Origin of the sequence: Bacillus sp. OV322 (genome assembly GCF_900112495.1) — a bacterium.
GTDB lineage: Bacteria > Bacillota > Bacilli > Bacillales > DSM-1321 > Peribacillus.
In genome coordinates this window covers 681,092-704,939 of the sequence record NZ_FOMA01000001.1, presented here as the reverse complement: position 1 = coordinate 704,939, position 23,848 = coordinate 681,092, and the positions used below count along the sequence as shown (strand labels likewise).

Genomic DNA, 23,848 nt, shown 5'->3' with positions numbered 1-23,848 from the left:
GCAGATACTATGCTAAACTCAAAAAAAAACGGGGTTTTAGAAATAATGATACAGTACTCATTATCTAAATCCCGTTATTTTTATACTCATTCTTCTTCTGTCTGCAAATCTGAAGGTTTTTCGAGAGTCAGCGGCCCCATTTTTTCAGAGCGGATTTCTCTAACAATCAGTTCTGCTGTTTTGTCATAATCAACCATTCCGCCTCCTGCTAAGCAGCCCCGGAATGTTCCAATGGCATCAAACAGCTCGACAGGTTCTTCTGGAAGGGCTTCGAGGTTGTAGCGGCTTTTCAAACGTTCAGGATATTCTTTCTCCAGAAAACGCAATCCATATAGTGAAATTTCATGAAGATTTAAAAGGGTATCTTTTATGGCTCCTGTTAAAGCAAGCTTCAGGCCTACTTCCTGATCCTCAAATTTCGGCCATAATATCCCTGGTGTGTCCAGCAATTCAAGCTCTTTTCCAAACTTGATCCACTGCTGTGCTTTCGTCACTCCCGGAACGTTTCCTGTTCTGGCAATATTCTTTTTTGCAAGCCGGTTTATAAGTGTCGATTTTCCCGCATTCGGAATCCCGACAATCATGGCTCTTATTGCCCTTGGCTTTATTCCTTTTGCCTTCATCCTGTCATATTTCGCTTTCAAAAGTTCCTTTGATACAGCAGTAATTTGAGCTAAACCGCTTCCTGACTGAGAATTAATTGCGAGCGCAGTTACTCCCTGCTCCCTGTAATAATCCAGCCATTGCCTGGTTTTTGCCTGATCTGCCATATCTGATTTGTTTAACAGGATAAGTCTTGGTTTATGCTGGATTATTTCATCTATCATCGGATTTCTTGAAGAAGCCGGAATTCTGGCATCCACCAGCTCATATACAATATCAATAAGTTTAAGTTTTTCCGTTACTTCTCTTCTCGCTTTGGCCATATGGCCCGGGAACCACTGTATTGTCAACTGGATCCACCTCTCTTGCTATTTTTTCAGCTAATCCGTTTTAAAACTCTAAAACGATACCGCCTCTGTACTATAAATTTGAATAGTTGTTCGAAGGGCTTAAATGACTGTTTTATCAATTGCTTCTTATCTTGTTCCAGAAAAACCACTTTATACGTGTTTCAGATATATTCAGTCATTCAAGACAGCCTGTTAATCATGATAGCTTGAATGATATGTATTCCTCATTAAAAAAAGGAGCCTGCAAAACAAGCTCCTTTTAACTCTTTTAGTTTAGGCAATCTTTGATATCTTAGCGGCGAATCTCTTTAATACGAGCTTTTTTACCGCGAAGCTCACGAAGATAGTATAGTTTAGCACGGCGTACTTTACCATGGCGAATCACTTCTAGGTTAGCGATTTTTGGTGTGTGTACAGGGAATGCACGCTCAACTCCAACACCGTAAGAAACCTTACGTACTGTGAAAGTTTCGCTCACTCCGCCGCCGCGGCGTTTGATTACAACACCTTCGAATAACTGGATACGTTCGCGAGTTCCTTCAATAACCTTAACGTGTACACGTACAGTGTCACCAGGACGGAATTCTGGAAGATCAGTGCGAAGCTGTTCTTTTGTGATTTCTTGAATAATGTTTTGCATGTTTTTTGCTCCTCCTAAAATGCTCTTGCCAATCCATTAATGATTGCAGCGGAACATCGTTATTAGACTTAGGCATCTTGCCAAGTCACGAAACTTATCATAACATACTGCAGAGCCTGTTGCAATAGCTATTCTTCCCCGTCTTGAATTTCCTTCAGCAGTTTTCGCTCTGAATCATTCAAAGGATAACTTTCCAGCAAGTCAGGCCTTCTATTATAGGTTCTTCTCAATGATTCCTTCAGGCGCCATTCTTCTATTTTTTTATGATTACCTGATGTCAGTGTTTCAGGAACAATCATACCGCGGAAATCCGCCGGCCTTGTATAATGCGGATGTTCCAGCAAACCAGATGAATAAGAGTCTTTGACAGGAGAATCCTCGTTGCCCAGAACCCCGGGCAGAAGACGGACGACACTGTCGATAATCACCATTGCACCCAGTTCGCCGCCGGTAAGCACATAATCGCCGATTGAGATTTCATCTGTGACCAGATGCTCCCTTATCCGTTCATCATATCCTTCATAATGCCCGCATACCAGAATTAGATGTTCTTCCTTCGCCAGCTCCTCCGCCTTTGTTTGAGTGTAGCGCTCTCCCTGGGGGCATAGAAGGACCACCCTGGGCTTTTTGCCAGCCTGGCTAGTCAAAGCATCGACAGCATCAAAGATCGGCTGAGGCTTCAGCACCATCCCTGCTCCGCCGCCGTAAGGGTAATCATCAACAGTATGATGCTTATTGTCTGCAAAATCCCTGAAGTTTGTAACATGATAGCTTACGGCATTTTTCTCTGCAGCCTTTTTTAAGATAGATGAGTGCAGGACACCTGAGAACATTTCTGGAAAAATGGAAAGTACATCAATTTTCATCAGTCCAAAAGCCCTTCCATTGGTGTAATGACTATTTTTTGATTAGCAATATCCACTTCTTTAACTATCTGCGGGATATACGGAATTAAGACATCTTTACCCGTCTTAGGTTTGATGACCCACACATCATTTGCACCCGGAGTCAATATTTCTGTTATTTTCCCGATTTCTTCGCCAGTATCTGTGAACACCTCACAGCCGATGATTTCGTGAAAATAAAACTCCCCTTCTTCCAATGTGCCCAGCTGTGACTCAGGGACTTTAAGGATTCCGCCTTTAAAGGCTTCTACCTGATTCACGTTGCTGTATCCTTCAAAGGTTAATAAATCAAAGTTTTTATGCACCCGGTGATGCTCGATGGTTAATGGGATTGGCTCACTTTTATTATCCATGTATAAATAAAGGATGTTGCCTTTTTGATAGCGCTCTTCGGAAAAGTCAGTTTTGGAAATAACACGTATTTCTCCTCTGATGCCGTGAGTATTCACGATTTTCCCTACATTAAACATTTTTTCCATGTCTTCACCTCTAACGTATTTCTGAGACAACTCCGTCTTTGACGACAATCGTTTTTGTCCCAATTGTTTCTTCCCAATCCGCACCTATTTCTACTTCTATGATGCTTTGGACTTCTCTCTCCTTCAGCTCGCTTCCAATCGGGAGGATATCCAATTGTTCAATTTGAAATTCTACCAGCTTTATTTTTTCCTGGCGCTGGTTAATTTCCTTTTCAAAATGAGAACGAAGGGTTGCAGGCTGGATCGGCCTTGTTTTTTCAAGTTTCTTTAATTCAAACCGCAGCTGCTCAGCTTCTTTCTGGAGCTGCAGCCTTTTTGTTTTATACTTTTCAAGGAGCTTGTTCTTGCTGGACTCTGTTAAAACCTGATTGACAATCACATTTTGGAGAATTTTCACTCCAGCGCCTCCTTTAATGGTATTTTTCAGCATCGGCAACAAGGGTATGTATATATATTTGGAAAGCCAGTCCTCATATTAGGACCTGAATGTGCAGCAGCTGCCAAAGCAGTTTGTTTTATCCATTTTAAAATATGCAGACGGCTTATTGGAAGAGTTTAGATATGAATAATTTAAATCAGAGAGAGTTCGTTTGGCCGTTTACCATTTGCCTTTAATACATGAATCAGGCAAGCCTGTCCTTCATGTATGCTTCCCTGCTGTACGGGGATACAGACTGTTACGCTGCCTGCTTGCATTGAGGAAAAGAAGATTTATATAGCGAAAAAAGGAAGGGTGTAAGCCCTCCCTTATTCGGAAATCTCCAAATAGATTTTCTTATGCTGTGAAGATCCTGCTGCATATACCACAGTCCGAATCGCCTTTGCAACGCGCCCCTGTTTCCCGATGACCTTGCCCATATCCTCTTTGTTTACAAAAAGAGTATACACGACACGGTCTTCTTCTTCCCGCGAAGTAATGTTTACTTCATCAGGATAATCTACGAGAGCAGAAACAATCGTTTCAATTAATTCTTTCATGAATTAAAACCTTTTACTTGCTGTTTTTTGCATTGTGGAATTTTTCCATAATGCCTTGGTTAGAGAAAAGGTTGCGGACTGTATCAGATGGTTTTGCTCCATCTTGCATCCATTTAAGAGCAAGCTCTTCGTTAATTTCAACCTTTGCCGGCTGAGCTACAGGATTGTAAGTTCCTACAACCTCGATGTAACGGCCGTCACGCGGTGAACGAGAATCTGCAACTACGATACGATAGAAAGGAGTCTTTTTTGCTCCCATACGTTTTAAACGAATTTTTACTGCCATTTTAAATAAGCACCTCCGAATAGTTTCACACAAGATAGTATAATATCAAATGTATGGTATGTTTGTAAAGGTTTTTTTCTTAACAGTCATAAAATACCTTAGCGGCCGGCCTAAAAGAGGCCAATCTGCCAGTCCAAAGACCCGAAATAAGACTTAGAAATCCTTTACATGAACGGGAATTTAAAACCTTTTTTCTTCCCTTTTTGCATGTTTGTAACTTGTTTCATCATTTTTTTCATTTCTTCAAATTGCTTTAAGAGGCGGTTTACTTCCTGAATGCTTGTGCCGCTTCCTTTTGCAATCCGTTTTTTGCGCCCTGCATTGATAATCTCAGGATGCTCTTTTTCATTTTTGTTCATTGAGCGGATAATTGCCTCAACATGGCCGATCTGTTTTTCGTCAATGTTCAGATTATCCATGCCCTTAATCTTATTCGCACCAGGGAGCATCTTAATCAGGTCATCTAATGGTCCCATGTTGCGGACCTGGCCCAGCTGCTCCAGGAAGTCATCAAAAGAAAATGTTGCTGTCCTCATTTTTTTCTCGAGTTCTTTTGCTTTTTCTTCATCAACATTTGCCTGGGCTTTTTCAATTAAGGATAGCACATCACCCATTCCAAGAATCCTTGAAGCCATTCTATCAGGGTGGAATGCTTCAAGCGCATCCAGCTTTTCGCCCATACCCACAAATTTAATAGGAGTATTGGTGACAGCACGGATGGACAGTGCAGCTCCGCCGCGGGTGTCTCCATCAAGTTTTGTCAGTACCACGCCAGTCAGGCCAAGCTGTTCATTGAAGCTTTGGGCAACATTGACAGCATCCTGCCCTGTCATGGCATCTACTACAAGGAAAATTTCATCAGGTTTTGAAAGCTCTTTAATATCTTTCAATTCATCCATGAGCTTTTCATCCACATGCAAGCGTCCTGCAGTATCAATCAGAACATAGTCATGATGCTCTTCCTTTGCCTTTTGGATGGCTTGTTTCGCAATTTCCACCGGACTTACTTGATCACCAAGAGAAAATACAGGCATACTCAATTGTTTTCCCAGCGTTTCAAGCTGCTTAATCGCCGCAGGACGATAAATATCCGCTGCAACAAGCAATGGCTTTCGGTTGTGTTTTTTTCTGAGAAGATTTGCAAGCTTTCCGGTTGTTGTGGTTTTTCCGGCACCCTGGAGGCCTACCATCATAATGACAGTCGGCGGCCGACTGGACGCAGCAATTTTGCTCTGCTCCCCACCCATTAGCTCTGACAGTTCTTCCTGAACAACCTTAATTACCTGTTGACCGGGGGTTAAGCTTTTCAGCACTTCCTGACCTACTGCACGTTCACTGACGCGCTTCACAAAATCCTTCACGACTTTAAAGTTAACATCCGCTTCAAGAAGCGCCAGACGCACTTCACGCATCATTTCTTTTACGTCAGCTTCGTTCACTTTACCTTTTCCGCGGATTTTTTGCATGGTGCTTTGCAGTCGGTCGGCCAATCCTTCAAATGCCATTATTGCCGCCTCCTAATCTAACTTCTCAAGCTTTGAGAGTGCAGATAAAAGATCATCTTTTGAAAAGGAATCCTTTTCAGCCGAAGCCTTCAGTTCAGCAATCCACTCGTTCAGCTCTTGAAATTTTTGGAATAACAACAGCTTTGCTTCATATTCCTCAAGCATTGCCTCTGTTCTTTTTATATTATCATAAACTGCCTGTCTGCTGATTTCGTATTCTTCGGCAATTTCGCCAAGAGAGTAATCATCCAGATAGTAGAGGGACATATAGCTCTTTTGTTTTTCTGTTAACAACGATTGATAAAAATCAAACAGGTAATTTACACGCGTTGTTTTTTCGAGCATTTGCAGACCCTCCCAGCTGTTAAGTGAAAACACTTTACAAGAATATAGTGTACATTGTTCAAATAGCCCTGTCAAGGGTGAACATTTCTGTCTTAATGAAAGGAGTTTTAATAGTCCTTTATTTTAATTTTCCTGTCCGTTCCAGGATGCTGCTAGAACAAATTGTATGCCGGGCAGCCGGAACTTACAGTCATAGAATCAGCAGGCTGCGAGAAGGAAAATATTTATTATGTACTATAAAGAAAACCGGAAGGCAGGCTCCTTCCGGTTTTTCTTCGGCTGCTATTCTTCTTCGTCAATTAAGTTCGAGAATAGTCCATACACATATTTTTCAGCATCAAATGGCTGCAGGTCATCCATGCCTTCACCAAGTCCAACGAATTTAACAGGTATGGAAAGTTCTTTCCGGATGGCAAGGACAATTCCACCCTTTGCAGTCCCGTCAAGCTTTGTCAGCACTATCCCAGATACATTTGTGGCTTCTTTAAAGGTTTTTGCCTGCACTAAAGCATTTTGGCCGGTTGTTGCATCTAAAACAAGCAGCACTTCATGCGGAGCTCCAGGCACTTCCCTTTCAATGACACGCTTGACCTTTTCAAGCTCATTCATTAAATTAACTTTGTTCTGAAGCCGGCCAGCCGTATCACAAATCAAAATATCTGCCTTGCGGGCCTTTGCAGATCTTATGGCATCAAACATGACAGCAGCAGGATCTGAGCCTTCGCCTTGTTTAATCACTTCAACTCCAGAGCGTTCTCCCCAGACTTCAAGCTGTTCGATGGCCCCCGCACGGAAGGTATCACCGGCTGCTAGCAGGACGGATTTACCTTCTTCCTTGAATTTATGTGCCATTTTCCCGATTGTCGTAGTCTTCCCTACACCATTGACACCAACAAACAAAATGACAGTTAATTCATTTTCCTTGATGTTCAGTGAGGATGAAACCCGCTCATCACCTTGGTAAATGGAAACGAGCTTTTCAGAAATAACCGACTGTACTTCTTTGGTATCAGAAATATTCTGGCGTTTTACTTCCATCTTCAGCTCATCAATCAATTCCATGACAGTATCAAAGCCAACATCTGCACTGATCAGGATTTCTTCGAGCTCCTCAAAGAATTCTTCATCCACTTTTCTGTAGCGGGCTACAAGGTCATTCACTCTTCCAGTGAACGAATCTCTGGTTTTTGTCAGACCCTGCTTAAACTTGTCAGATACAGAATCAGTCTGATTCGTAAATTTTTCTTTCAGTTTTTTAAAAAAACTCATTTAAACACTTCCTTTTTGAAATGGTCATGTGCATGGCTTAAAAAGGTGCGTATTCCTCTGTCTCTTCCATACGTACAGATACAAGCTTGGATACACCAGATTCCTGCATGGTAATTCCATAAAGGACATCCGCTTCTTCCATTGTGCCTTTTCGATGGGTAATGACAATAAATTGCGTATCGCTGCTGAATTGCTTCAGGTATTGGCTAAACCTAATTACATTGGCCTCATCCAGTGCAGCTTCCACTTCATCGAGAATACAGAAAGGAACAGGACGGACTTTTAGAATGGAAAAGAGCAGGGCAATGGCCGTCAATGCCCTTTCGCCTCCTGACAGCAATCCAAGATTCTGCAGTTTTTTCCCCGGAGGCTGCGCAATGATGTCTACCCCTGTCTTAAGCAGGTCGCTTGGATCTGTCAGCTTAAGTTCCGCTTTCCCTCCTCCGAATAACGCTTTAAAAACGTGTTCGAATTCAGATCGAATTGCAAAAAATGTATCAGCAAAACGCCTTTTCATTTCATCGTCCATTTCTTCAATCACCTGGAACAACGTATCTTTTGCCTGTTGAAGATCATCTTTTTGAGCGACTAAAAATTGGTGCCTTTCTGATACTCTCTCATATTCCTCGATGGCTCCAAGATTCACGGTGCCCAATTCCTCGATGCTAAGCTTAATTAATTTCACCTGTTTTCTTGCATCATCAGGGGCTATTGCAAGCGGGTATTTTTCCTTGGCAGCCTCAAAGGCCATAAAGTACTCTTCACTTAACTGGTTTAAGAGATTTTCGAGTTCAACATCCAGCCTATTAAGTTTGACTTCCTCATCCTTCACTACTTCAGCCATGCCCTTATGCAGCCTTTTTAATTCCCTGGTTTCAAGCTCGATATCATCAAGAAATTCCTGCCGCCTTTTTCGTTCTTCCTTTATTGATGTGATATGCACAAGTGTTTCATTCTTCGTCTGCAGGCATTTCTTCGCTGACTCCTCTAATTTTTCCGCACCGCTTGAACTGTCAGTCATGGCGTTTGCCAGCAGGGATAAATCCTCTTTATATTCAAGTGTTTTTTCCGTTATTTCAGCCAGTTCATGCTGGATACGGCTGTATTTTTCATGCTGGTGCTGCAGCTGCTCCTTCTTGGATGCCAGCTTCACTTTCAGTTCACTTGTCTCTTCTGCCAGGCTTTCTTTTGTTTCCTGCTGTATTTTCCTTTTTTCTGTCAACTCGGCAATTTTTAAGTCAAGTCTCTGAATCTCAGCTCCGGAGCTCTTGAGCAATTCCTCAAGTTCATCAAGCCGCAAAGCTTTTTCATGATGGTCCTCATCTGCCGCTTTTTTATCAAGGTCATAGAGATGAAGTCTTTCATTGATATTCTTTTCCAGCAGCTCGACTTCCCGCATCTGGCCATTCAATGACTGTTCCTCAAGACGCAGCTGTTCCCCTTCTGCTCGAATGCCATTAATTTTTGTTTCCAGTAAAGCAACATCAGATTTAAGCTGCTTAACATGCTGTTCAAGCTTATTTGTTTTCTCTTCCATTCCGGAAAGCTTGTTTTTAAGCTCTTCCAGTTCTGCTTTTCTGGAAAGAAGTGAAGATGTTTTCTGTTTGAGGGCTCCTCCCGTCATGGAACCGCCCGGGTTAACAATATCACCGTCTGTAGTCACAAATCGATATTTATGGCCAACGAGCTTCGCTAATTCATTCGCACCTTTTAGATCACTTGCGATAATTACAGAGCCAAGGAGGTTCGCAGCGATTGCTTGGTATTGTTTTTCATAAGAAATTAATTCTGCTGCCGTCCCCATAAAGGAAGGATGGCCCTTCATTAGATTATATTGTGATAATGGCACTTCCCTCGGTTTAATAACAGAAAGAGGCATGAATGTTGCCCGTCCATACGAGTTTTTCTTCAGGAATGTGATTGCTTGCCTTGCATGCACTTCGTTTTCGACAACAATATGCTGCATGGCACCGCCAAGCGCCGTTTCAATTGCCAGCTGATATTCCTTTGGAACGGTAATCAGCTCCGCAACAGCTCCCTTAATCCCTTGCAGCGTATGCTTTCCTGCTTTCAGAACTTCTTTGACGCCTTGAAAGAAGCCCGCATAATCATCTTCCATTTCCTCAAGCAGTTCTTTTCTTGATCTGGATTGCTGCAGATATTGATATGCCTGGTAGAGGGTGGTTTCCTGCTTTTGATAAGCCGCTTTAGCTCCTTCAAGCTTTCTTTGGCCATCTCTGAATATATGCACATGCTCTTCGATTTTTTTTACAGTTTCGGATCGGGAGGCACTTAGAAGCGATTTTTTTTCTTCAATGGCGGATCTTTCTTCAAGAAATTTCGCATTGTTCTCATCAAGGAGACTGCCTCTTTGAATCCCCTTTGATATTTGCTGTTCGAGATACTGCTTTTCATTTTTTGCAGAGGCCTGTTTATTCAGCCAGTCGATGTAATCGCTCTTCAGCATTTCAATGGTTTCTTCAATATTAGCATTAAAAAGACTCAGGTCATTTTGCATAACCCGCAGCTTGTCTTGGAGCTCAAGTACTTCACGTTCGAGAACCTGCAGTGCTGCACCTTCACGCTTTTTCTCATCATTTAATGAAATAATCTTCCGGCTTCCCTCTTCAATGGACTTTTCAAGCTGTCCTTTGTTTTGGAAGGCGTTCTTTTTGCGTTCCTTTAATACCTCTTTCCGGCCTTCAAGCTTTTCCAGCTCTTCACTAGCAGCAAGCAAAACACTTTGGTAATGGTCACTTGATGCATCAAGTTCTAAAATTTTGCCGCGGGTTTCTTCAATCATTTTTTCTTTTTTAGAAAGCTCCGCTGACATTTTCCCTTCAGATTCGCTATGTTCAGCAAAATCCTTTGAAAGCTTTTCCCACTTTTGATGCAAACTTTCTATTTCATAAACCGTTAACGCAATTTCAATTTTTTCAAGCTCTGACTTTTTTTCCAGATATTCATTTGCCAGAGAGGATTGAATTTTTAAAGGCTCCACTTGGCTTTCCAGTTCAAATAAAATATCATTTACGCGGTTTAGGTTCTCCTGGGTTTCTGAGAGTTTATTCTCCGCTTTTCTTTTTCTGGTTTTATATTTCAGCACACCTGCAGCTTCCTCGAAGATCACTCTTCTTTCTTCTGCCTTGCTGCTTAAAATTTCTTCAACTTTTCCCTGGCTGATGATTGAAAATGCTTCCCTTCCCAGTCCTGAATCCATGAATAAATCGATAATATCCTTCAGGCGGCAAGGCTGTTTGTTGATCAGGAATTCGCTTTCCCCTGACCGATATACCCTTCTCGTGACACTGACTTCCTGGAAATCAATCGGCAGGGAATTCGTCTCGTTATCCAAAGTGAGAGTGACTTCAGCAAAGTTCAGTGCTTTTCTTGAATCGCTGCCCGCAAAAATAATATCTTCCATTTTTACTCCGCGGAGAGACCTGGCGGATTGCTCGCCCAATACCCAGCGTATGCTATCTGTGATATTGCTTTTTCCGCTTCCGTTTGGCCCTACTACAGCTGTAACTCCCTGGACAAATTCCACGGCAATTCTTTCTGCAAACGATTTAAATCCGACAATATCCAGCCGTTTGAGGAACATGGTTTTTCCCCCTCTATGTTCAACCTGCGATGTTGATCATTTCTATAATTTTTCTTTAAGTATTTTTAAAGCCAATTGTGCTGCCTGCTGTTCTGCTTCTTTTTTGGAACGGCCGATTCCTGTCCCTAATTCTTCACCATTTAATTTCACCTGGGAAACAAACTCCCTATTGTGGGCAGGGCCTTTTTCCTGTGAAATTCTGTACTCCAAAATTCCGCTGCCATCTCTTTGGACCAGCTCCTGCAATTGGCTTTTATAATCCATCACATGAGAAAAAGCACCCTCGTCAATCTTAGGAAACACGACTCTTTCTAAAAACACAAGAACGGAATCCAGACCTAAATCCAGAAATAATGCACCTACGAACGCTTCAAATACATCGGCAAGAAGCGCAGGCCGTTCTCTTCCCCCTGTCATTTCTTCACCTTTGCCAAGAAGGACAAGGTCTCCAAATGATAGCTGCGTTGCAAAATCAACAAGAGATGGCTCACAAACAATCGCTGCACGCAACTTGGTAAGTTCCCCCTCGCTCATCAGCGGGTATTTTTTAAAAAGGTACTTGGAAATGGTCAGTTCCAATACGGCGTCTCCTAAAAATTCAAGCCTCTCATTGTCTTCATAAGGCTTGCGGCGATGCTCATTCACATAAGATGAATGTGTAAACGCTTGTTTCAGCAATTTTTCATCATGAAAATGAAAGCCTGAGCTCTGCTGAAATTGTTTGAACTTATTTTCCTTGATTGATGGCTTACGTTCATTTGCATTCTTTCTCATGTAACCAATCCTCCACTAAAGCTCAAAAATCACTTGCATATTGCGGCATCATAGCAAAGCCAGCACCGCTGTATGTTACTATCATACATTAATTCTTTACATAAGAGAAAGCCCCGTTATAAAACGGAGCTTTCTGCCAAGAGATCATTTAATTACATAGTGCTTTTTATGTAATTCACAGCATCTCCAACTGTGACAATTTTCTCTGCATCTTCGTCGGAAATTTCCATGCCGAATTCATCTTCAAGCTCCATGACCAATTCCACTACATCAAGGGAGTCAGCACCAAGATCTTCTTTGAATGAAGCTTCAAGTTTCACTTCTGCTTCTTCAACATTTAAACGATCGATAACGATCTTTTTAACGCGTTCTACTACATCTGCCACTGCATTCACCTCCCCTCAAGCCATTATAGAGTATTTTAGCTAAATAATAAATCCTTTATTTCAAGAAAAGCATTTGCTAAGCCATTCGGACCACTCAAAATGGGAAAAACCAGGTTACATAACCATTCCGCCATCAACATGCAAAGTCTGGCCTGTCATGTATCCGCTGGCATCAGAAGCAAGAAAAGCAGTCACTGCTGCAACATCCTTGGGATCGCCAAAACGTGACAGCGGGATTTGCGCCAGCATTGAATTTTTCACTTCTTCTGTCAGCTTATCCGTCATATCCGTTGATATAAAGCCTGGCGCTACAGCATTTACTGTTATTCCGCGCGACGCCAGTTCCTTTGCAGCAGACTTTGTCAGTCCGATTACACCTGCTTTAGCTGCTACATAGTTAGCTTGTCCCGGATTTCCGCTGACACCCACAATAGATGCGATATTGATGATCCGGCCGCTGCGCTGCTTCATCATCTGGCGTGTAACAGCTTTTGTACAAAGGAAAACACCTTTTAAATTCGTGTTAATCACATCGTCCCATTCTGTTTCCTTCATTCTCATCAATAAGTTGTCGCGTGTAATTCCTGCATTATTAATCAGAATATCCAATGAACCAAAGCTGTCAATCACATGTTTAGTCATATCAGAAACAGCATCAGCATCTGCTACATCGCACTGAACGGAAAATGCCTGCCTGCCCAATGACCGGATTTCTTCGACAACTTCATTTGCTTTGGCTTCGCTTCCGGCAAAATTCACTGCAACATCTGCTCCCTGCCTGGCCATTTCAAGGGCGATTTCACGGCCAATGCCTCTTGACGCTCCAGTAACAAGTACTTTTTTTCCTTCAAGCAACATATTAATTCCCCCTCAAAGCCTGTAGAGTGTTTTGCAGGCTTTCCTGATCGGATACCGAGTAAACGGAAGCCTTCCTGTCAATTTTCTTAATAAGCCCGCTTAATACTTTCCCGGGCCCGACTTCAACAAATGTATCAACACCCAGTGAAAGAAGGGTGTTTACACTATCTTCCCAGAGGACCGGGGAATATAGCTGTTCAATGAGTTTTTCTTTTATTTCTTCAGGTCTATGTATTGGCTGTGCGGTAACATTTGAGATGACCGGAACGGCTGCATCCTGGACTGAAATTGAATCCAGTACTTCCTGAAGGCGTGCAGCTGCAGGTTTCATCAGCTCAGAATGGAACGGTCCGCTCACTACTAGAGGAATGGCGCGTTTTGCTCCTTTTTCCTTAGCAAGCTCCCCTGCCAGCCTGACACCTTCCGCACTTCCTGAAATGACAATCTGGCCAGGGCAATTAATATTTGCCAGCTGAACAGGTTCACCCTTGGAAGAAATCTCTGCAGTTACCTCTGAAAGCAGCCCTCGTTCCATTCCCAGGATGGCTGCCATAGATCCTGTGCCATTTGGTACAGCATCTTCCATGAATTCACCTCGCCGGCGGACAGAAGTGACCGCATCCTCAAAGCTTATTGCCCCCGAAGCAGCAAGAGCTGAATATTCCCCAAGACTATGTCCGGCTGTATAATCAGGTTTTATTCCAGCCTCGCTTAAAGCCTGAAATAGGGCATAGCTGGTTGTCACTAAAGCCGGCTGTGCATTAACAGTCAGTGTAAGTTCTTCCTGCGGTCCATTAAAAATCAGCCGGGACAGAGGAGCACTCAGTGCTTCATCCGCTTTTTGGAATATTTTCTTAGCCTGTTCATCCTTCTCGAATAAATCCTGGCCCATGCCAACGATTTGAGATCCCTGACCGGGAAATACAAATGCAATTTTACCCATATCTCTAGCTCCTATCTTCTTTTAATTTACTTCAATCGCCTTGCTGATGGTTCTGACCATCTCATTCCCGACCATATCACGCGTCTGGCGGATGCTGTTATAAAAAGCGTTGGCATCTGATGAGCCGTGCGCTTTAATGACTGGCGCCTTTAGGCCGAACAAAGCTGCCCCGCCATATTCAGAGTAATCCATCTGATTTTTCAATTCTTTCAATTGGGGCTTCAGGACTCCTGCAGCAAGTTTGCTCTTAAAGCTGGCAGTCAATGCGGTTTTCAACATAGAAAAGACAGACAATGCCGTTCCTTCAATCGTTTTCAAAACCATATTTCCCGTAAATCCATCGGTTACAACAACATCGGCAGCACCTTGAAGCAAATCCCTCGATTCAACATTTCCGATAAAATGAATCCCGGATTCTTTTAAGAGCCCATATGCCTGCTTAGTCAATTCATTTCCTTTTTTCTCTTCTGTTCCAATATTCAAAAGGCCCACTCTTGGTTTCTCGATATTCCTGACCTTTTGCGCATATATCGAGCCCATGATTGCATATTGGACAAGATGTTCAGGGCGCGCATCAGCATTTGCCCCGGCATCAAGGAGAACAAAGCCGCTGCCGTCTATGGTAGGAAGTGTAGGGGCTAATGCCGGACGTTCTATCCCCTCGATGCGGCCGACCACAAATAATCCGGAAGCCATTAAGGCCCCAGTATTTCCAGCAGAAATGCATGCATCGGCTTTTCCGTCTGCAACATGCTGTGCTGCAAGAACCATAGAACTGTTCTTCTTACGGCGAACTGCCCGGACAGGTTCATCCGTGCTTAAAATCTTTTCCTCGGTATGCAGGACACTGATCCTTGGATGTGCATTTAAATATTGATTGATTTCTGGTTCATTTCCAACCAGCAGGATTTCTATTTCGGAAAACTCCTGTACAGCCTTCATCGCGCCAAGTACAGTTTCCTTGGGCGCATGATCTCCGCCCATGGCATCAATAGCTATTTTCATCTTTCTTCATCCTTTTCCTGGTGATGAGAACGGAACATTTCGAACTCTCCTTTAAAAACCAGTTCGTTTCCGACAAAGCTGTTCACTTCGACCGTTGTCCTGTCTCCTGAGTGTTCCAGATCTTTCACTGCCGCCTTTGCTATGACTCTTTCATTTTCTTTCACGGAACGTGTAAATAAAATAGTAGCCTTTGCGGTTAGCGCCAGTTCATCATTAATGACCGCAACAGCAAGCGAATTGGCCTGGGCAAACAAATGGTGTCCCCTTGCAATTTTATTGCGTTTAAAAACATGCTCTTTTCCTATATCCAATATAGATATCGCATGCCGATCAAGATTTATATCAATCACGTCCCCGATGACCTCATCCAATGGCAAAGACCGGATTTCGTCGCTGAATCTTTTCTCTGCCACGTTTTTAATTCTTTCCCGCAGCTCAGGAATAGATAATTCCAGACGATCCAGCCTTACAGTCTGGACGCTCACCGAAAATTTATCAGCCAGCTCCTCATCCGTGATAAAAGGATTTTCATTAATCGTTTCGATTAAATGCTGCTGGCGTTCCTTCTTATTTCTTCGCATTGAAGGTCACCATCCACAGTATTAAGACTAGGTACTAATAGTAGTATATAGATAAAAAAAGCAGAATGCAAGATACGCCATCCTGCATTCTGCCTTAATAAAGCCGTAAGCTTTCTGTGAGGCTATTAGTCTAACTTTTCACCTTTTAATACGCCGGTATCTTCAAGATGCTTTCTTAGGGAACCGTATTCCGGATCATGCCAAAAACTGTCTGAGCTAATCAGTTTCGCAGCATCATTTCTGGCCACCTCAAGCGTTCTGTAATCATGAACCATATCTGCTACTTTAAACTCAGGCACGCCGCTTTGTTTTTTTCCAAAAAAGTCACCAGGCCCCCGAAGCTCGAGGTCTTTTTCAGAGAGGACAAAGCCATCATTGGTTTCCGACATGATTTTCATTCTTTCTTTGCCTGTTTCCGTTTTAGGATCCGCAAGCAATATACAATAGGACTGGTCAGATCCGCGGCCGACTCTTCCCCTGAGCTGATGGAGCTGCGCCAGCCCGAATCGCTCTGCATCATAGATAACCATTACAGTTGCATTGGGAACATTGACACCGACTTCAACCACGGTGGTAGATACGAGGATTTGCACTTCATTTTGGCTGAATTCGTTCATGACGGCATCTTTTTCAGCAGCAGGCAAGCGGCCATGCATAAGGCCTACCCTATACCTTGGGACGAAATATTGATTGAGCATAGAATGGACATCAAGTACATTCTGCAAATCAAGCTTTTCTGATTCCTCGATTAAGGGGCAAATCACATAAGCCTGACGACCCTGCTTTAATTCTTTTTCAACAAATGAAAGGATCCTGTCAAGCATATCGTGTTTAGCCCAATAGGTTTCAATGACTTTACGCCCTGCAGGCATCTCATCGATTGTTGAAACGTCCATTTCGCCAAATGCTGTAATCGCAAGGGTTCTTGGTATAGGAGTTGCCGTCATGAAAAGCACATCAGGTGTTTCCCCCTTTTCCCTGAGCACTTTGCGCTGCTGGACACCAAAGCGGTGCTGCTCATCTGTAATCACAAGCCCAAGTTTTAAAAAATCCACTTCATCCTGTATCAGTGCATGGGTGCCGATCAGAATGTCCAATTCACCGCAAGCCAGGGAACTTAAAAGCTCCCGGCGCTTTTTGCCCTTGACTGAGCTTGTAAGCATCGCTGTCCTGATGCCAGAAGGCGCCAGCATGTTATTCAAAGAACGCGCATGCTGCTCAGCCAGTATCTCAGTAGGAACCATTAATGCGCCTTGGTAGCCTGCAGAAACGGCTGCAAATAATGCAATGGCGGCCACTGCCGTCTTTCCAGATCCAACATCGCCCTGCAGCAGCCTATTCATTCTGTATGGAGACTTTAAATCAGAGAGTATTTCATTTACCACCCGTTTTTGTGCTCCAGTCAAAGAAAAAGGAAGGGATTCAATAAAGTTTTTAACATTTTTAAGATTGTAATTCTGCTGAATCCCTTTAGATTGCTCACGCTGAATTTTGCGGATGGCCTGCATCTTCAGCTGGAAGAGCAAAAACTCTTCATATACAAATCTTCTTCTTGCCTGTTTAACATCACTTGCCGACAAAGGAAAATGCATGGAATGCAGAGCATCCCCCCTTGGCATCAGCCGGTATTGCTCGACTATCTGCTTGGGCAGGTTTTCCTGCACCTGCTTTCCATACTCTGCAAACGCCTTTGTAATATAACGGCGAAGAGCTTTTACCGTAACATTCCCATGTACCGAATAGACCGGTTCATATTCTTTTTCTTTCTGGTAAGGGCCAAGCTGGCACTCGCTTCCCGTAATTGTCTGCCGATTGCGGTCCCATTTCCCTGTAACTGTGACGATATCATTGATATGCATCTTATTCTTGAGATAAGGCTGATTAAAATATATGACCGTAACAAGGATCCTTCCAACCAGAAGCTTGATTGTCAGCCTTGATTTTTTTCTGCCGAAATAACTTAGCAATGGCTCACTATGGAGTTTTCCTTCAACAGTCACTTTTTCATCATGCTCTGCTGCCTCCAGATCCTTCAAGCGATAATCTTCATATCGGAAAGGAAGATAATCCAGCAGGTCAGCCACCTTAAAAATATTCATTTCGTTTAATGCAGCAGCCGTTTCTTCTCCAATTCCCTTTATTAAGGTAATGGGGTCATTCATTGATTTGCTCACTTCTTATTTAGCGGAAGACCATAAATCCGGGCCTCAATTTCACGGCCGGTCGGTGTTGCCGCCAACCCTCCCTGTGCAGTTTCCCGCAGTGCCACGGGCATTGTTTGTCCAATTTTGTACATGGCATCGATAACCTCATCGCATGGAATTCTGCTGGTAATACCGGCCAATGCCATATCTGCTGCAACCATGGCATTGGCTGCTCCCATTGCATTTCTCTTCACGCAGGGCACTTCAACCAATCCGGCTACAGGATCGCATACAAGACCCAGCATATTTTTCAGTGTAATGGCCATAGCCTCCGCACTTTGTGCAGGAGATCCCCCTGCCATTTCCACAATTGCGGCCGCAGCCATTCCGGAAGCTGAGCCTACCTCCGCCTGGCACCCTCCTGCCGCCCCGGAAATGGATGCATTATTTGCCACGACAAAGCCGAATGCTCCTGCTGCAAATAAAAACTCGATCTTCTGCTCGCGTGTGGGATTAAGCTTCCTTTGGATGGCAAATAATGTGCCAGGCACTACTCCCGCAGAACCTGCAGTCGGTGTTGCGCAGATCGTTCCCATCGCAGCATTTACTTCATTGGTTGCAACTGCCTTGCTTACAGCGTCCAGCAGCAGCTCACCTGAAAGAAAGTTCCCTTTTTTTATATACTCCTGAAGAAGTACTGCGTCACCTCCGGTCAGTCCGGAATGGGACTGAACACCCTGAAGGCCTCTTTCGACGGCCTTTTCCATGACATCCAGGTTGGTTTCCATAAGTTCGATCACTTGTTCCCTGGACCTGCCCGTTACTTCCATTTCCTGTTCAATCATGATAGCGGATATTTTTTTATTCTGAGATTGAGCCAGTTCTACCAGCTCAGCGACATTACGAAACAATTTTGTTGTCCTCCCCATCTTTCATCTGCAAACGTTTTCATATTTTTTAACCTATCAATCTGAAACTCTCGCAACCTGTGTAATATCAGGTACTTCTGCTATTTCCTGCAATATATGGTTTTCAATATTATGATCAACTTCAATTGTCATTAATGCCATTTTGCCCTTTTCTTTGCGGGAAACATCCATCTTCCCAATATTGATCTGATGCTTGGCCAGTATATTGGACACATTTGCAATGGCTCCGAAACGGTCATTGTGAACAACCAGTATCGCCGGATGGTGGCCTGAAAGGTTAAGCTGGAAACCATTCAGTTCAATGATTTCAATCTTTCCTCCTCCAATGGATATTCCGACAAGCTCCAATTCGCCTGCATCGTCGCCCATCACAATTTTCGCTGTGTTAGGGTGGTCCATCACTGCATCTTCTTCATGGAATTTTACTTTCATGCCATTTCCTTTTGCCAGAATCAGCGATTCTTTAATACGTTCATCATAGGTGTCAAAATCCAGAAGTCCGCCGACAATCGCAACATCCGTCCCATGCCCTTTATAGGTTTTTGCAAAAGAGCCGTAAAAAGATATTTCTGCCCATTTTGGTTCTCTGCCGAATAAGTTCCTGGCTACCCTGCCAATTCTGGCCGCACCGGCAGTATGGGAACTTGATGGCCCGATCATCACTGGTCCTATTATATCAAAAACACTTTTATATTTCATATTCTGCCTCCTAAATAGAGTCCTGGGATTCCTGCTGCAAGCTGGGAATAGTCGGCCTCATGCACAATAAAACTGCATAGCCTCCTGGCATATGCAGTTCTATTTTACTTCTTTCCCCGTTAAAGGAGCAAATCATTTCTAAAGCTCATCAATGGAATTTTACTGATGTGTTTCTCGTACGCCTGTCCACTTTCCGGCAATCCCCTTATTCAATTGAGAAAATAAAAGGATATAACGGCTGTTTTCCATTATGCAATTCTATTTCTACGTCTTCAAACATTTCGCTGCAATATGCCGCAAGCTCGCTGACTTCTTCCTGAGATGCTTCTTCACCGGATATAATGGTCAGAATTTCGGAATCTTCATCAATCAAACGTGAAAGCAAATCCTTCGCGGCATCTAATTTATTCTTGCTTTTTACTATTATTTTACCTTCTTCAAGACCCATGAAATCTCCTTTTTCGATTTCAAGACCATCTATGCTCGTGTCCCGTACAGCATACGTCACTTGCCCAGTTTTCACATGGGACAGGGCTTCCGCCATAGCACTCTGGTTTTCTTCAGTCCCCCTGGAAGAATTGAATGCCAGAAGTGCTGAAAGGCCCTGCGGCACAGTTTTGGAAGGAATGACTATTACATTTTCCTTAACTACCTCAGCCGCCTGCTGGGCAGCCATTATGATGTTCTTATTATTCGGCAGAATGATGACATTTTCGGCATTTGCCTCTTCAATGGCCTTCACAATATCTTCAGTGCTCGGGTTCATTGTCTGGCCGCCTTCTATCACGGAATCTGCACCAATGCTTTTGAATAATTCACTGATTCCCAATCCCATAGCAACGGAGACAATGCCGTATTTTTCTTTTTCTTTAGGCTTGTTCTCTGTCTGAAGGGCAGCATGAGTTTCGCCGACTATGCCGGAATGCTGCTCTCTCATGTTATCGATTTTCAGTTTAATCAGGCTTCCGTACTGCTGGCCGTAATTCAGCACAGAACCAGGCTTTTCAGAGTGAATATGTATTTTAACAATTTCATCATCAGAAATTACCAGAAGAGAATCTCCATACTCACTTAAATCCAATTTAAATTTATCTTCATCAAAAGGATGTTCGGCTGTTTTATCTTCTTCCAGCCTTAGCATGAATTCTGTGCAATATCCGTAAACAATGTCCTCTGTATTCATATGCCCTTGGACATTCATATGGTGCTCGGCGCTTACGAGTTCATCCATTGTAGGGAAACTTAGTGTTTCAGGCAGTTTTTCGCCTTTCAATTCAGCAAGAAACCCTTCATATACTAAGAGAAGGCCCTGACCTCCGCTGTCAACAACTCCCACTTCCTTAAGAACTGGAAGGAGATCCGGTGTGCGGTTCAAGGACGCCCTTGCTTCCTTTGTGATTTCCTCCATAACGGAAATGATGTCTGTGTACTGCTTTGCCGCAGCGAGGCCAGCTTTTGCTGCATCCTTGGCTACAGTAAGGATTGTTCCCTCCACAGGCTTCATGACAGCTTTGTAGGCCGTTTCAACACCATCTTGAAAAGCTTTGGCAAATTCCGTACTGCTTATGGATGCTTTTGCTTCAATGGATTTGGAAAATCCGCGAAACAGCTGGGAGAGGATGACTCCTGAATTGCCGCGAGCCCCCATCAGCAGGCCTCTTGATAAAGAAACTCCAACTTTCCCGATATGTTCTTGAACATTATTTTTTACTTCCTTCGCTCCGGAAGTCATAGATAAATTCATATTTGTTCCGGTATCTCCATCCGGAACCGGGAAAACATTCAGTGCATCCACCATTTTTGCATTGGCTGCCAAATGGTTGGCACCCTGAATAATCATTTCCGCAAAATGTTTTCCGTTTAAATTCGTAATAGACACTAACTTTCCTCCTAACTAAAGGTTCGTCACGCGGACTCCCTGTACAAAAATATTTACAGAGTCCACAGCTAACCCTACCGTCTTGTCCAGGGTGTATTTTACTTTCGATTGTACATTATGCGCAATCTCGGAAATCTTGGTTCCATAGCTTACGATGATAAACATATCGATATGCACTTGGCCATTTTCCTGACGGACGATTACACCTTTAGTGAAGTTTTCTCTTCTCAGGATTTCTGCAATACCATCCTTTAACTGTTTCTTGGATGCCATTCCGACTATTCCGTAGCAATCTACAGCAGCGCCTCCCGCTACAGTGGCAATGACATCTGTTGATATATCAATTTGCCCAAATTTCGTTTGTAATTCGATTGACATAATACGTTCCCCCTCCCAAAACTCTTATTAGCTATAAAACATTTTACTATAATGTCAGGTCATTTAAAAGCTATTGTCTTACGGTACTATTATAAATCAATCCCCCTAAGTCTATGTCAAGGTTTTTTTCTTGAAAGTAATGCACAGAAGTATTGCATTATCGTTTTAGGTATGGTAAATTATTAAAGTATTTCTAAAGACTTAAGATTGATTGTAACTTAAGCTTGCTGTAGTTAGGAGGGAATTTAACATGGCACGTCAATGTGTAATCACAGGAAGAAAAACTCGTTCTGGTAACAAACGCTCACACGCAATGAACGCTAACAAGCGTACTTGGGGCGCTAATCTTCAAAAGGTGCGTATTTTAGTTGATGGCAAACCTAAACGTGTATACGTTTCTGCAAGAGCTCTTAAATCAGGCAAAGTAGAACGCGTATAATGTACAGGCATCCTTCCAGAAAGGATGCCTTTTTTCTATTTTTGGTTTGTCCGCCCCTTGCCGGTTTAGTGAAACAAGATAAAACCTGCCTCACGCCTTTTTCAATCCTCATTTAGCATAAACCTGAAGCATCAAAAAATAGCACCCCCCGCAGAGGATGCTATAGCAGTTTTCATTATGTCAGCCTTTTTTAAACGCTCCAAGCATGGCCCTTACCAGGCCTCCCAGCACCTTTGGCAGCTTAATTGTATAAAATTTCATAATGCCCCTCCTCTGTAAACCGCTTCTTTTAAAGCGAATCTGCATTTTACGAGATAAGCCAAAATAGGGATATAGGAAATAAAATAAGTCCGTATCCTCATTCAAGCGTGAATTTTAATCACTGCTTCTTATCACCAATAATATGCCTTTAGAAAAGGAAAGATGACCAATATCAGAAATTAGTTCATTGCTGACGCAAAGAGTAGAGCCTCTCTTTACACGGCGGTTTTTGAGCGGATACTTAAAGCCTTGAAGCGTTAACCCTTCAATACAGCTTGCTGCCGGGATGAAGGAAATGTATTTTTTTTCGGGATCACGGCCGATTTGATAAGTTCCCGGTGTTTTAACCGTGATTGTATTTTGTTTATCTGCAATGTATATGGAAATTGAGTTATGCAGCGGAAGGATTGATTCTTTAAGCAGAAGCTGCATGTTTCCGAAAAAGTGGTCCAGCCGCCCTCCTGTTGCCCCCAAAATATAAATTTCTTCTGGTTTTTGCCGTATTGCCCATTGAAAGGCAAGCTCCAGGTCCGACTCATTTTTCTCTGAAGGATATACCTTCAGATTTTCCAGCTTCTGCTGGATGTTTTCCAGTTCTCCTTCAGTTACAGAATCAAAGTCACCAAATGCAGCATCAGGAACAATCCCGCTTTCGAGCAGATGATGCACACCTCTGTCTGCCCCAACCCACACGTCCGCCTTATTTATATAAGGAAGAAGATCAGGCAATAAATGAACAGGTCCTCCTGCCAGCATGCAAATAATCATGTTAAACCTCCCTTTTATATTAAGCTCTGTTATTTTTGCCTATTGTTTGCCGCTTCAGCCGCTGCCTTTACAAATCATCATAACGTCCCGTTAATATGTATCTTTAGCCTATAACAAAAAAGCCGCCTTTAAGCAAATATGGCAGGCAAGTGATGCCATAAACCATACATGCTTAAAGTCCGGCTTTCTTGCGTCTAGCTACGCAGTTTTCCGATGGCAGCTTTCCGGTCTTCCTGATTAAAAACAGCAGATCCCGCAACCAAGACAGTTGCTCCATGTTCAACACATAGCCTTGCTGTTTCCTCATTTACACCGCCATCGACTTCAATGTCAATTGCAGCACCTTTTTCCTCAGCCAATGCTTTGACTTCAGAAATTTTAGGCAATACAGATTCAATGAACTTTTGGCCTCCAAACCCAGGATTGACCGTCATCAGCAATACCATATCAATGTCATTGATAACATGCTGTATAGTCGAAACCGGAGTAGCAGGGTTCAAGACCACTCCCGCCTTCACTCCATGAGATTTAATCAATTGGATAGTGCGGTGCAGATGTCTGCATTCCTCTACATGCACAGTCAGAATATCTGCGCCTGCCTTCGCGAAAGCTTCAATGTATGAATCAGGGTCTTCAATCATTAAATGAACATCCAGAGGAAGATTTGTAACTGGACGGATTGCTTCAACAATCAGCGGGCCGATGGTAATATTCGGAACAAATTTTCCATCCATTACATCAACATGAATGAAGTCTGCTCCTCCTTTTTCGACATCCGTGATTTCTGCCCCCAATTTTGCAAAATCTGCTGATAAGATTGATGGTGCGATTTTAACCATT

At 43.1% G+C, this 23,848-nt stretch carries 26 protein-coding genes; 1 reads left to right on the top strand and 25 read right to left on the bottom strand.

Features of this window, described 5'->3' with window-relative positions; all coding sequences use genetic code 11:
- Positions 1 to 86: 86 nt before the first annotated feature.
- From ylqF to BM126_RS03405, 22 genes are all read right to left on the bottom strand, one after another.
- Positions 87 to 953, bottom strand: coding sequence for a ribosome biogenesis GTPase YlqF (gene ylqF, locus BM126_RS03510; protein WP_090988139.1), 867 nt, complete (start codon positions 951 to 953; stop codon positions 87 to 89).
- 292 nt (positions 954 to 1,245) lie between these two features.
- The gene (gene rplS / locus BM126_RS03505) at positions 1,246 to 1,593 is read right to left on the bottom strand and encodes a 50S ribosomal protein L19 (RefSeq protein ID WP_071349480.1); all 348 of its coding nucleotides are present in this window, start codon (positions 1,591 to 1,593) and stop codon (positions 1,246 to 1,248) included.
- 128 nt (positions 1,594 to 1,721) lie between these two features.
- Positions 1,722 to 2,459, bottom strand: coding sequence for a tRNA (guanosine(37)-N1)-methyltransferase TrmD (gene trmD, locus BM126_RS03500; protein WP_090988137.1), 738 nt, complete (start codon positions 2,457 to 2,459; stop codon positions 1,722 to 1,724).
- Positions 2,459 to 2,977 (bottom strand): ribosome maturation factor RimM, encoded by a 519-nt coding sequence (gene rimM, locus BM126_RS03495; RefSeq protein WP_090988136.1) that lies wholly within the window; start codon positions 2,975 to 2,977, stop codon positions 2,459 to 2,461. The genes trmD and rimM overlap by 1 nt, the downstream gene beginning before the upstream one ends.
- A gap of 10 nt (positions 2,978 to 2,987) precedes the next feature.
- Positions 2,988 to 3,374: a YlqD family protein gene (locus BM126_RS03490; RefSeq protein WP_090988134.1), complete on the bottom strand. Its 387-nt coding sequence runs from the start codon at positions 3,372 to 3,374 to the stop codon at positions 2,988 to 2,990.
- A 350-nt stretch (positions 3,375 to 3,724) separates the two neighbouring features.
- Positions 3,725 to 3,955: a KH domain-containing protein gene (locus tag BM126_RS03485; RefSeq protein WP_071349476.1), complete on the bottom strand. Its 231-nt coding sequence runs from the start codon at positions 3,953 to 3,955 to the stop codon at positions 3,725 to 3,727.
- A gap of 13 nt (positions 3,956 to 3,968) precedes the next feature.
- Positions 3,969 to 4,241: a 30S ribosomal protein S16 gene (rpsP, locus tag BM126_RS03480; RefSeq protein ID WP_071349475.1), complete on the bottom strand. Its 273-nt coding sequence runs from the start codon at positions 4,239 to 4,241 to the stop codon at positions 3,969 to 3,971.
- Positions 4,242 to 4,405: 164 nt separating this feature from the next.
- Positions 4,406 to 5,746: a signal recognition particle protein gene (gene ffh, locus BM126_RS03475; RefSeq protein ID WP_071349474.1), complete on the bottom strand. Its 1,341-nt coding sequence runs from the start codon at positions 5,744 to 5,746 to the stop codon at positions 4,406 to 4,408.
- Between the two features lie 12 nt (positions 5,747 to 5,758).
- Entirely contained in the window at positions 5,759 to 6,091 is a 333-nt protein-coding gene (locus BM126_RS03470) for a putative DNA-binding protein (protein ID WP_071349473.1), read from the bottom strand.
- 282 nt (positions 6,092 to 6,373) lie between these two features.
- Positions 6,374 to 7,360: a signal recognition particle-docking protein FtsY gene (gene ftsY / locus BM126_RS03465; RefSeq protein ID WP_090988132.1), complete on the bottom strand. Its 987-nt coding sequence runs from the start codon at positions 7,358 to 7,360 to the stop codon at positions 6,374 to 6,376.
- 37 nt (positions 7,361 to 7,397) lie between these two features.
- Entirely contained in the window at positions 7,398 to 10,964 is a 3,567-nt protein-coding gene (gene smc / locus BM126_RS03460) for a chromosome segregation protein SMC (RefSeq protein WP_090988130.1), read from the bottom strand.
- Between the two features lie 42 nt (positions 10,965 to 11,006).
- On the bottom strand, positions 11,007 to 11,738 hold the full coding sequence (rnc, locus tag BM126_RS03455) for a ribonuclease III (RefSeq protein ID WP_090988128.1): 732 nt from the start codon (positions 11,736 to 11,738) through the stop codon (positions 11,007 to 11,009).
- 152 nt (positions 11,739 to 11,890) lie between these two features.
- The gene (gene acpP / locus BM126_RS03450) at positions 11,891 to 12,124 is read right to left on the bottom strand and encodes an acyl carrier protein (RefSeq protein WP_071349469.1); all 234 of its coding nucleotides are present in this window, start codon (positions 12,122 to 12,124) and stop codon (positions 11,891 to 11,893) included.
- Positions 12,125 to 12,238: 114 nt separating this feature from the next.
- Complete coding sequence (gene fabG, locus BM126_RS03445) at positions 12,239 to 12,982, bottom strand: 3-oxoacyl-[acyl-carrier-protein] reductase (protein ID WP_090988126.1); 744 nt, start codon at positions 12,980 to 12,982, stop codon at positions 12,239 to 12,241.
- A gap of 1 nt (position 12,983) precedes the next feature.
- Positions 12,984 to 13,925 (bottom strand): ACP S-malonyltransferase, encoded by a 942-nt coding sequence (gene fabD, locus BM126_RS03440; RefSeq protein ID WP_090988124.1) that lies wholly within the window; start codon positions 13,923 to 13,925, stop codon positions 12,984 to 12,986.
- Positions 13,926 to 13,946: 21 nt separating this feature from the next.
- On the bottom strand, positions 13,947 to 14,930 hold the full coding sequence (gene plsX / locus BM126_RS03435; protein ID WP_090988122.1) for a phosphate acyltransferase PlsX: 984 nt from the start codon (positions 14,928 to 14,930) through the stop codon (positions 13,947 to 13,949).
- Positions 14,927 to 15,511, bottom strand: a complete 585-nt coding sequence (gene fapR / locus BM126_RS03430) for a transcription factor FapR (RefSeq protein WP_071349465.1) — start codon at positions 15,509 to 15,511, stop codon at positions 14,927 to 14,929. The genes plsX and fapR overlap by 4 nt, the downstream gene beginning before the upstream one ends.
- Before the next feature lie 125 nt (positions 15,512 to 15,636).
- Positions 15,637 to 17,685, bottom strand: coding sequence for an ATP-dependent DNA helicase RecG (gene recG, locus BM126_RS03425; protein ID WP_090988120.1), 2,049 nt, complete (start codon positions 17,683 to 17,685; stop codon positions 15,637 to 15,639).
- Positions 17,682 to 18,566: an L-serine ammonia-lyase, iron-sulfur-dependent, subunit alpha gene (gene sdaAA / locus BM126_RS03420; protein WP_090988118.1), complete on the bottom strand. Its 885-nt coding sequence runs from the start codon at positions 18,564 to 18,566 to the stop codon at positions 17,682 to 17,684. The genes recG and sdaAA overlap by 4 nt, the downstream gene beginning before the upstream one ends.
- 54 nt (positions 18,567 to 18,620) lie before the next feature.
- Entirely contained in the window at positions 18,621 to 19,283 is a 663-nt protein-coding gene (gene sdaAB, locus BM126_RS03415; RefSeq protein ID WP_090988116.1) for an L-serine ammonia-lyase, iron-sulfur-dependent subunit beta, read from the bottom strand.
- 205 nt (positions 19,284 to 19,488) lie between these two features.
- Complete coding sequence (locus tag BM126_RS03410) at positions 19,489 to 21,162, bottom strand: DAK2 domain-containing protein (RefSeq protein WP_090988114.1); 1,674 nt, start codon at positions 21,160 to 21,162, stop codon at positions 19,489 to 19,491.
- Positions 21,163 to 21,177: 15 nt separating this feature from the next.
- Positions 21,178 to 21,540, bottom strand: a complete 363-nt coding sequence (locus tag BM126_RS03405) for an Asp23/Gls24 family envelope stress response protein (protein WP_071349460.1) — start codon at positions 21,538 to 21,540, stop codon at positions 21,178 to 21,180.
- A gap of 250 nt (positions 21,541 to 21,790) precedes the next feature.
- Between BM126_RS03405 and rpmB the strand changes: the two genes are divergently transcribed.
- The gene (rpmB, locus tag BM126_RS03400; protein WP_028392895.1) at positions 21,791 to 21,979 is read left to right on the top strand and encodes a 50S ribosomal protein L28; all 189 of its coding nucleotides are present in this window, start codon (positions 21,791 to 21,793) and stop codon (positions 21,977 to 21,979) included.
- 180 nt (positions 21,980 to 22,159) lie between these two features.
- Here rpmB and spoVM read toward each other — a convergent pair whose 3' ends face one another.
- The 3 genes from spoVM to rpe all read right to left on the bottom strand — a co-directional run bounded on the left by spoVM (position 22,160) and on the right by rpe (position 23,847).
- Positions 22,160 to 22,240, bottom strand: coding sequence for a stage V sporulation protein SpoVM (gene spoVM / locus BM126_RS03395; protein WP_046522178.1), 81 nt, complete (start codon positions 22,238 to 22,240; stop codon positions 22,160 to 22,162).
- A 114-nt stretch (positions 22,241 to 22,354) separates the two neighbouring features.
- Positions 22,355 to 23,008, bottom strand: coding sequence for a thiamine diphosphokinase (locus BM126_RS03390; protein WP_090988112.1), 654 nt, complete (start codon positions 23,006 to 23,008; stop codon positions 22,355 to 22,357).
- Positions 23,009 to 23,202: 194 nt separating this feature from the next.
- Positions 23,203 to 23,847: a ribulose-phosphate 3-epimerase gene (gene rpe, locus BM126_RS03385; RefSeq protein ID WP_090988110.1), complete on the bottom strand. Its 645-nt coding sequence runs from the start codon at positions 23,845 to 23,847 to the stop codon at positions 23,203 to 23,205.
- Between the last annotated feature and the right edge of the window lies 1 nt (position 23,848).

Excerpts from the sequence above, each read along its gene's own strand:
- rplS (WP_071349480.1), bottom strand. The coding sequence starts at position 1,593 with ATGCAAAACATTATTCAAGAAATCACAAAAGAACAGCTTCGCACTGAT.
- trmD (WP_090988137.1), bottom strand. The coding sequence starts at position 2,459 with ATGAAAATTGATGTACTTTCCATTTTTCCAGAAATGTTCTCAGGTGTC.
- rimM (WP_090988136.1), bottom strand. The coding sequence starts at position 2,977 with ATGGAAAAAATGTTTAATGTAGGGAAAATCGTGAATACTCACGGCATC.
- BM126_RS03485 (WP_071349476.1), bottom strand. The coding sequence starts at position 3,955 with ATGAAAGAATTAATTGAAACGATTGTTTCTGCTCTCGTAGATTATCCT.
- rpsP (WP_071349475.1), bottom strand. The coding sequence starts at position 4,241 with ATGGCAGTAAAAATTCGTTTAAAACGTATGGGAGCAAAAAAGACTCCT.
- ffh (WP_071349474.1), bottom strand. The coding sequence starts at position 5,746 with ATGGCATTTGAAGGATTGGCCGACCGACTGCAAAGCACCATGCAAAAA.
- BM126_RS03470 (WP_071349473.1), bottom strand. The coding sequence starts at position 6,091 with ATGCTCGAAAAAACAACGCGTGTAAATTACCTGTTTGATTTTTATCAA.
- ftsY (WP_090988132.1), bottom strand. The coding sequence starts at position 7,360 with ATGAGTTTTTTTAAAAAACTGAAAGAAAAATTTACGAATCAGACTGAT.
- smc (WP_090988130.1), bottom strand. The coding sequence starts at position 10,964 with ATGTTCCTCAAACGGCTGGATATTGTCGGATTTAAATCGTTTGCAGAA.
- rnc (WP_090988128.1), bottom strand. The coding sequence starts at position 11,738 with ATGAGAAAGAATGCAAATGAACGTAAGCCATCAATCAAGGAAAATAAG.
- fabG (WP_090988126.1), bottom strand. The coding sequence starts at position 12,982 with ATGTTGCTTGAAGGAAAAAAAGTACTTGTTACTGGAGCGTCAAGAGGC.
- fabD (WP_090988124.1), bottom strand. The coding sequence starts at position 13,925 with ATGGGTAAAATTGCATTTGTATTTCCCGGTCAGGGATCTCAAATCGTT.
- plsX (WP_090988122.1), bottom strand. The coding sequence starts at position 14,930 with ATGAAAATAGCTATTGATGCCATGGGCGGAGATCATGCGCCCAAGGAA.
- fapR (WP_071349465.1), bottom strand. The coding sequence starts at position 15,511 with ATGCGAAGAAATAAGAAGGAACGCCAGCAGCATTTAATCGAAACGATT.
- sdaAB (WP_090988116.1), bottom strand. The coding sequence starts at position 19,283 with ATGAAATATAAAAGTGTTTTTGATATAATAGGACCAGTGATGATCGGG.
- BM126_RS03405 (WP_071349460.1), bottom strand. The coding sequence starts at position 21,540 with ATGTCAATCGAATTACAAACGAAATTTGGGCAAATTGATATATCAACA.
- rpmB (WP_028392895.1), top strand. The coding sequence starts at position 21,791 with ATGGCACGTCAATGTGTAATCACAGGAAGAAAAACTCGTTCTGGTAAC.
- spoVM (WP_046522178.1), bottom strand. The coding sequence starts at position 22,240 with ATGAAATTTTATACAATTAAGCTGCCAAAGGTGCTGGGAGGCCTGGTA.
- BM126_RS03390 (WP_090988112.1), bottom strand. The coding sequence starts at position 23,008 with ATGATTATTTGCATGCTGGCAGGAGGACCTGTTCATTTATTGCCTGAT.
- rpe (WP_090988110.1), bottom strand. The coding sequence starts at position 23,847 with ATGGTTAAAATCGCACCATCAATCTTATCAGCAGATTTTGCAAAATTG.